4 protein-coding genes are annotated in these 6644 nt (G+C 67.3%); 3 read left to right on the forward strand and 1 reads right to left on the reverse strand.

The window, feature by feature from the left end:
* Positions 1-1736, reverse strand: a 1736-nt coding sequence (locus tag ACZ7DL_RS38785; protein ID WP_470781736.1) for a type I polyketide synthase, incomplete at its 3' end; no start/stop codon positions are given.
* A gap of 361 nt (positions 1737-2097) precedes the next feature.
* Here ACZ7DL_RS38785 and ACZ7DL_RS38790 point away from each other — a divergent pair.
* From ACZ7DL_RS38790 to ACZ7DL_RS38800, 3 genes are all read left to right on the forward strand, one after another.
* The gene (locus tag ACZ7DL_RS38790; RefSeq protein WP_470781738.1) at positions 2098-3741 is read left to right on the forward strand and encodes an FAD-binding oxidoreductase; all 1644 of its coding nucleotides are present in this window, start codon (positions 2098-2100) and stop codon (positions 3739-3741) included.
* Between the two features lie 28 nt (positions 3742-3769).
* Positions 3770-4531 carry an SDR family NAD(P)-dependent oxidoreductase gene (locus ACZ7DL_RS38795; RefSeq protein ID WP_470781740.1) on the forward strand — a complete coding sequence of 254 codons (762 nt, stop codon included), beginning with the start codon at positions 3770-3772 and terminating at the stop codon, positions 4529-4531.
* Between the two features lie 792 nt (positions 4532-5323).
* On the forward strand, positions 5324-6445 hold the full coding sequence (locus ACZ7DL_RS38800) for a helix-turn-helix transcriptional regulator (protein ID WP_470781741.1): 1122 nt from the start codon (positions 5324-5326) through the stop codon (positions 6443-6445).
* The last annotated feature ends 199 nt before the right edge of the window (positions 6446-6644 follow it).

The following is a 6644-nucleotide window of genomic DNA, read 5'->3' on the forward strand; positions in this document are numbered from 1 at the left end:
ATTTCACGTAGGGGGCGTTCGAGGTGGCGGTCTAGTTCGGCGACCACGGTGTCGAACGCTTGGGCGTAGGCGGGGAAGGTTTCGTAGAGTTCGCGGCCCATGCCGGGGTGCTGGGCGCCCTGTCCGGTGAACAGCATCGCCAGCTGGCCGGGGGTGGCTTGGCCGGTGATGGGAGCGTCCCAGTCGCCGTCCAGGATCACGGCCCGGTGCTCGAACAGCGAGCGGGTCGTCACCAGAGACCAGCCCACATCCACCGGCGATGCGTCGGAGGCGTCCGTGAACTCCCGCAGCCGGACGAGCTGATCGCGCAGCGCGCCCTCACTGCGGGCGGAGACGACCCACGGCACCACAGTGGGGGGCGTGCCGGGTTCGGTGTCCTGGGCCGGCTCGGGGACAGGGGCCTGCTCCAGGACCACATGGCAGTTGGTACCGCCCATGCCGAAGGAGGACACGCCGGCGACCAGGGGCAGGTCGGGGCGAGGCCAGTCCTGGGTCTCGGTGACGACCGAGAGGGCGAGGTCGTCGAGGGGGATGTCCGGGTTGGGCTCGCGGTAGTTGAGGCTCGCGGGAATGCGACGGTGCCTGAGCGCGAGTGCCGTCTTGATCAGGCCGGCGATGCCCGCCGCGCCCTCAAGGTGCCCGATGTTGGTCTTCACGGATCCGACGCCCAGTGCGGGAACGTCACCCTGGCGGTGCTCGGCGCCGAGGACCGCGCCGAGGGCGGCCGCTTCGATCGGGTCGCCGAGCTTGGTGCCGGTGCCGTGCAACTCGACGTACTGGACGGCGTCGGGAGTGATGCCGGCCCGCTGGTAGGCCTCACGGAGTACGGACTCCTGGGCGCGCACGCTGGGCGCGGTCAGCGTCTCGCCCGTACCGTTGCCGATCGCGCTGCCGCGTATCACCGCGTAGATGTGGTTACCGTCGGCCACGGCCCGGTCGAGCGGCTTGAGCAGGACCGAGCCGACGCCCTCACCGCGTACGTAGCCGTTCGCCCGGGAGTCGAACGTGTAGCAGCGACCGTCCGGTGACAGACCGCCCCATTTGGCCGAGATGATGGAGCTCTCCGGCAGCAGGGCGAGGTTGACGCCTCCGACGAGGGCGGCCTCCGACTCGCCCGTGCGCAGGCTCTCGCAGGCCAGGTGCACCGCCACCAGGGAGGAGGACTGGCCGCTGTCGATGGTGAGGCTCGGGCCGTGCACGCCGAGGAAGTGCGACAGGCGGTTGGCGATGATGCTGCGGTGCAGCCCCGTGGCCGCGTACTGGCTGTCCGTCTGTTCGGCCAGGCCGTACCAGAGGTGGCCGTAGTCCTGCCAGATGGTGCCGATGAACACGCCGAGGGCGGTGCCGCGCAACGCATCGGGGACGATGCCCGCGTCTTCGAGTGTTTCCCAGCCCACCTCCAGCACGAGCCGCTGCTGGGGGTCCATGGCGGCCGCTTCCCGGGGTGAAATCCGGAAGAACTCGGGGTCGAACCGGTCGACGTCGTCGAGGAATGCGCCCCGGCGCGAGTTCATCCGGCCCGGCGCGGACCGGTCGGCGTCGAAGAGGGCGTCGGCATCCCAGCGGTCGGCCGGCACGTCCGTGACGGCGTCTGTGCCGGAGCTCAGCAGATCCCAGAATTCGGCAAGGCCGCCGGCGCCCGGAAATCGGCATGCCATGCCCACGATGGCAATGTCGAACGGCTGCTTCTCGTTCGCCTGGCCGGATTCGTGACCCGAGATGGATTCGTACGCCATGGAGCCCCCTCTTGTTCCGCCGGGAAAGCCAGGCCCGGATAACAGCATGACTCGCTGGATGCACTCGTTGACCCTGTCAGCGCGCATAGGGCAGCTTTACCAAGATCGTATGTGGATTCAGGGGCCACACAACCCCTGGGTTTCCCCTAGTGGCTAGGGGCTCCCGGCTCGTCCGGAAAACTGTCTTTTCGGCCTGTGGGAATAGGGGGAACGTAGGGGTTGCCCCTAGAGGGGAGATCATCAAGGCTGCGAGGCAAGGCCAACCGGGCCCCGCCGCACACCCGTTCGCGGGCGTATGCGCTCAATCACGTTGACGGACTCCGCCCGCCGGTCGCGTCCGTTTCAGGAAGAGGAGAGTAGGTTGGCACAGCTCACTCGTCGGCGCCTACTGGTCGGTATGGGCGCCACGACGGCCACTGCGGCTTCGGCCGTGGCCCTGACGCAGGTGCCCGCTCACGCCGTGCCGTTCGCCGTGGACGGGACGTCCGGATCGGCCGATCTGGGTCCCGTGGTGGTGACGCCCAGCGACCGCCGGTACCAGGATCTGGTCATCCGGGGCTACAACCGCCGTTTCACGGCGTCACCCGATTCCGTGCGTGTGGTCGGTACGACCCAGCAGGTCGTGGATGCCGTCAACACGGCGGTGCAGTCCGGTAAGAAGGTCGTCGTGCGCAGTGGTGGCCACTGCCTGGAGAACTTCGTCGACGCCGCCGAGAACAAGATCATCATCGACATGGTCGCCATGCGGCGCATCTCGTTCGACACGAGCAAGAACGCGTTCTGCGTGGAGACCGGCGCCACTCTCGGCGAGATCTACCGCACGCTGTACTACGGCTGGGGTGTGACGATTCCGGGCGGCTCGTGTCCGACGGTGGGTGCCGGCGGCCACTTCACCGGTGGCGGCTTCGGTGTCCGATCGCGTCAGCACGGTTTGGTCGCCGACCACATCTATGCCGTCGAGGTGGTGGTCGTCGACTCGACCGGTCAGGCCAGGGCGGTGGTGGCCACGCGTGACACGAGCGACCCCAACAACGACCTGTGGTGGGCGCACACCGGTGGCGGCGGCGGCAACTTCGGTATCGTCACCCGCTTCTGGCTGCGCTCCAAGGGAGCGACGGGAACCGACCCCGGCACCCTGCTGCCGAAGCCGCCGGGCGCGCTGATGAACGCGGCGCTGGCGTGGAAGTGGTCGGACATGACCAAGGACTCGTTCCGGAAGCTCTTCGCCAACTTCGGTGCCTGGCACGAGCAGAACAGTGCGCCCGGCGCTCCCGGCACGGCGGTGTTCTCGGCGCTGACGGCGCCCCGGGTCGACAAGGGGACGCTCAGCCTCTTCGCGCAGGTCGACCCGACGGTGGGCGGTAACCCGGATCTGCTGGACAGCTTCGTCCGGTACGTCACCGACGGCGTCGTGGCGCCGGCGTCGTCGACGAAGACCGGCTCACTGCCCTGGCTCACCACGACGCTCAACGTTCCCACGGAGGCAGCCCAGTTCGGGATCTCCGGTCCGCTGCGTTCGAAGTCCAAGGGTGCGCTGCTGAAGAAGGCGTACTCGGCCGACCAGGTCGGGCAGATATACGACCGGCTCACCGACCCGGCCTACGGGTACCCGGCGGCGATGCTGTCCCTGCTGTCCTACGGTGGCGCGATCAACAGCGTGGCCCCGAAGGACACGGCGACCTTCCACCGCAGCTCGGTCATGGCCGCGTCGTTCACGGCCTACTGGGACAATCCGGCGGACGACGCCAAGCACGACACCTGGCTGCGCGGCCTCTACCAGACCGTCTACGCCTCCACCGGTGGGGTGCCCACGCCCGACGCCAACAACGAGGGCTCGTACATCAACTGGCCGGACCGGGACTTCACCGATCCCAAGCTGAACACGTCGGGCGTGCCCTGGTACACCCTCTTCTACGGGGACAACTACAGCCGGCTGAAGACGATCAAGGCCAAGTGGGACCCGAAGAACGTGTTCAGTCACGCTCTGTCGATCCAGGCTTCCTGAATCTCTCCCGCGAAGGAAGTGGCCAGCTATGTCCGGTGAGTACAGCGGTTCGGTCCTTCTCGTCACGGCGGGGGCCGGCGGCATCGGGTCCGCCGTGGCGCGGCGGTTCGCTCGTGAGGGTGCCAAGGTGGTCGTGGTGGACCGCGATGCGGAACGCGCCCGGCAGGTGGCGGAGGCGTGCGGAGGCGTGCACTTCACGGCCGACCTCAGCGATCTGGAGGCCAACCGGAGTGCGGTCCGGTTCGCCGTCGAGACGTACGGAACGATCGACCTGGTACATCTCAACACCGGCATGCTCTGTGACACGGCGATCGGCGACGGCTTCGACGAGCGCAGCTATCTCCGGCTCTTCGAAGTCAACGTCAACTCCGTGGTCTACGGCATCCAGGCAGTGCTGCCGGTGCTGCGGGCGGGGGCCGGCGGATCGGTTCTCGTGACGGCCAGCACCACCGGGTTGCGGCCCTCGCCCGACGTCCTGTACTCGGCGAGCAAGCACGCCGTGGTCGGACTGGTGCGGTCGCTTGCTCCGAGCCTGGCCGACGAGGACATCACCCTCAACGTCCTGTGTCCGGGGGCCGTCGACACGCCGATGCTGGCTCCGCGTCGGGATGCGCTGGTCGCCGCGGGCGTGGGTCTGGTGTCGCCGGAGCGGGTGGCCGAGGGGGCGCGGGCGGCATTCTCGTCCGGCCGTTCGGGCGAGGCGTGGCTGGTGAATGCCGGCTTCGAGATTGCCCCGTTCGAGTTCCACGACATATCCATTGCCGGGGAGGAGCGTATCCGGCGGCCATAGCGAGTGATTGTCGGTGATGCCGCCCTGTACCCGGGGCGGCATCATTCATTCTGATTGTGCGGCGCCACTCGTTCCGTTTGTGACCCGGGTCACAGAACTGTGGAAGGTGCTGTGGTTGAATAGAAATGCTTCGGCTGGGATTCAACTCGGCGTCGTGGCAGATGAGCGTGCGCAAAAAGTAAGAAGCATCGCAAAACGGGGGTTTGGTGGCGGTGTGTCCGCATACCTTTGTTGAGTCTGGTCACCCGGCAGTGGGATTTCCTGCTCGGCAGCCCGCAGTCGGCCAGGAATTCGGCGCGCATGTGCTGCCGTTCCTTCGGTGCACCATCAGAGCTCCCCGTTCTTAGTCAGGTCACCTGACCGCCAACGACGTCGGCCACGTGCAGAAGTACGTGCCTGGCGGAACTAGTCTGTCAGGCTGAGCGATTCGCCTTGCGTGAGAAGATCTCGGCGGTTGGCACGATGCTGTGCGCTCCCGCTGGGCTCTGTCCGCTGTGACTAACTGGGGGGAGCGAAGTGCAGGAGCTTCACTTACTCGGGCGGGAAGAATTCGCACCCACACAACAGGCCGTGCGAACCCTGAAATCGGCAGGCAGGCCGCAGACGCTTGCGCTGCCGCCTCACTCGCCCGGGCCGTCAGAGGTGACTCAGCGCATCGAGAGTCAGCTGAACTCCCTCTCGCTGGATCGGACCGCACCCTTTTCGCCTGGGTGGACAGCGCTGGTGCTGGCGGCATGTGACTTTCCCGCCACATTGCCAACTGTAGTCAAAACAATTACGTCTGAGCAAGTGTTGAGCGAGCTCGATTCCATGCCGATGGGCCAGCAGAGCGCCGTCGCCCTGGTCAATTCCATGACCCGCGCATGGCCGGCCCTGGACAGTGCAGGCATGGCCCGCGAGGTACTGGAGAGACGAGCGGCCGACCAGAGCGGCGACGAGCACTACATCAGCTATACGGCGGCCAGGGTGCTGCTGCTGTCCGGTGACGCGGTGGCGGCCTCGGAGGAACTCCAGAGACTCATCGAGAACGCGGCCAGAAACAGTCAGAACGGCTGGCAGGCGCGCCTCGAGAGCATGAAGGCCCTCCTCGCGTTGGCGGGCGGCCATCTCGAGGCCGCGCTGGCCGGAGCGGAGACCGCTCTGCACCTGATGCCGCCGTCCCGCTGGGGCTACCGGATCGGCGGGTTGCTGGGAACCCTGATGCTCGCCCATCTCGGTATGGGGCGCCCGTCGACCGCGGAGCAGTACCTCGCGGCCGACGTACCCGAGCAGATGTTCCGTACCAGCCACGGTCTGGTCTACCGCTACTGCGTGGGGCACCTCGCCCTCCAGCTCGGCAGCTACCGGACCGCCCTCGCCCACTTCATGAGCTGCGGTCATCTCATGACCGGCTGGGGGGTCAAGCTGGAACGCATCATGCCCTGGCGGTTGTCGGCCGCCGCCGCGTACATCCTGCTGCACGAGCACGAGGCCGCGCTCGGCCTGATCGAGGCGGTGATCGAACAGCAGAACCGTTCGCTGATCAGCGCGCTGGCCTCCGACGAAGGCACGGCGGGGTGGTCCGAGGACCAGGTGTTCCGAGCCGCTCGGGAAAGAATGTTCGCGTGGCTGATCCAGGCGGCGGCCGAGCCGGACCTGTTCCTCTCCGTCGTCCGTCTCCAGCAGGGCGCGCGTGTGCGTCACGAGGGCATCACCATCACCCGTTACAAGATCGACGACCGCTACTCGCAGTACCTGTCCCGGCTGACCGTGAGCGAGCAGAAGGTGTCGGTGCTGGTCGCGGCCGGAAGTACGAACAAGTCGATCGCCAGGGAGCTGAGGGTCACGGTCAGCACCGTGGAACAACATCTGACGAAGATCTACCGCAAGCTCGGCATCAAGAACAGGAGTGAACTGCGCGCCCGTCTGGGCTGACGAGCGGAAACGGTGAACCCGGTGCGCGTGCCCCGCAGGACACGGCCGAGGCGGCGGCCTCCGCCGCAGGCCACGGCTGGTGCGCGCGCCGGGGCGGACCGCTCACTGCGGGGGGTTGCCGTGCTTGCGGGAGGGCAGGTCGGCGTGCTTGGTGTGCAGCATCGCCAGGGACTTGATCAGCACCTCGCGGGTCTCGGCG

This window comes from Streptomyces sp. NPDC036984, assembly GCF_055607665.1.

Bases quoted from the DNA above. Each gene is read 5' to 3' on its own strand.
- ACZ7DL_RS38795 (WP_470781740.1), top strand. From the start codon at position 3,770: ATGTCCGGTGAGTACAGCGGTTCGGTCCTTCTCGTCACGGCGGGGGCC.